Raw genomic sequence first — 1,560 nt, forward strand, 5'->3', positions numbered from 1 at the left:
CGGCGAAGCGGTCGAAGGAGTCGCGCTCCTCGGTCGGCAGCGACGCACGGGCCTCGGCCAGAATGCGCTCGATCTGGGCGCGCTGCCCCGCGGGGTCCGTGGCCGCGGCCTCGGACTCCATGATGCGGATGTAGGCGGCGATGACCGCCCCGGCGCTCATGTACTGGGACGTGTCATACATGGCGGGCAGCAGGAACGAGCCGGCGACGATCATGCCGAGCTGCGTGCGGGTGCCGCCGCCGTCCTCCCAGCGCTGCCGGATCTGCATCGGGTCGTCCCCGAGGCCGAAGATCTCGTCGTGCCGGGCCACGTAGGGGAGCATCGCGTCCTGGAACTGACGGTCGCGGGAGCGCGGCTGCAGGTCCCAGGTGGTCTGGAGGCCGTCACGGGAGATGTCCACGGCGGAGTCCAGCAGGAACCGGTGCGCGTGCTGCGGGAACACGCGCTGGTACCAGCTGCCCAGCCAGGTCCCGTACGAGTAGCCGATGTAGGAGGTCTTCTCCTCGCCCAGGACGGCGCGGATGAAGTCCATGTCGTACACGGTCTGCTCGGTGGTGATGTACGGGGTGAGCTCGTTCTCGAGGCACGCGTCGACCTGGGCCTTCGTGTCCTGCCACACGTCGTGCTCGGGGTTCGGCGTGTAGGTGCACTCCAGGGCGGTGGACTGGCCCACGCCGCGCGGGTCGAAGCCGATGAAGTCGTACTGCTCGGCGAGCTCCGGGGCGCGCTCGGCCATGGCGGGGCCCCAGGGCAGGCCCGAGCCGCCCGGGCCGCCGGGGTTGACCAGCGCGATGCCCTGGCGCTCCGGGTTGCCCTTCGAGGTCTCGGTCTTGGCCACGCGCAGGGTGATGGTGTGGCCGTCCTCGGGGTTCTTCCAGTCGCGGGGCACCATGACGTCGGCGCACGCGGTGCCGGGGATCGCGTTGAACCGGGCGTTGAGGCTCTCGCTGCCGAAGTCGCAGGCCTCCCAGTCCAGCGTCTGGCCCACGAGGTGCGGCGCGAGCGCGGCGGCGTCGTTGACCTTGTTGCCGCGCGTGGCGGAGAGGTCGTTGGAGCGGGCCTGGCCCTGCGATACGGACCCCTTGCCGTTGCCGTTGCCGTTGCCGGGTGCGGAGAGCGCGGGGGCGGCGGCCGTGATGGCGAGTGAGACGGCCGCGACGGCGGCGGCGAGCGTGGTGCGGCGGCGAGCTGGAACGGTTCTGGTCACGTCAGGTCCTCGAGTCGTTCGGTGCGGAGAGGGCCGGGGCGGTCACCGGATGACGCGAGTGATGCGCCTCACAGCCTGTGTGGAAGCCATCGTAATCATGGACGCGCGCTGGAAGTCCACTCGGTGTCCGGCCGGGTCCCGGGGGCCGCCCCCACGGCCGCGTCCAACATTGCCAACAGCCGCGCCCGCAGCGCCTGCCCCCGCTCGGCGAACTCGCGCTGTCGCCGCGCGTATTCGGCGCGCCCGGCCGGCTCCTCGATCCGCACGGCCGCGTAGCCGCCGCGCCCGTCGGAGAGGTCGTCCACCCCGGTCAGCTCGTACGGCGAGGCCTCCATGTCCAGCCGGCGGATGTC

General features: G+C 71.9%; 1 protein-coding gene and 1 pseudogene. Both read right to left on the reverse strand.

Annotated features, from left to right (window positions below):
- Positions 1 to 1,207 (reverse strand): alpha/beta fold hydrolase (locus tag AB0N07_RS50850; RefSeq protein ID WP_365847780.1); only part of this gene is annotated, 1,207 nt, incomplete at its 3' end.
- A gap of 95 nt (positions 1,208 to 1,302) precedes the next feature.
- Positions 1,303 to 1,560, reverse strand: a pseudogene (locus AB0N07_RS50855) (hypothetical protein); the annotation flags it as partial.

The sequence above is a fragment of the Streptomyces sp. NPDC051172 genome, assembly GCF_040682555.1.
In the GTDB taxonomy this organism is placed as follows: Bacteria; Actinomycetota; Actinomycetes; order Streptomycetales; family Streptomycetaceae; genus Streptomyces.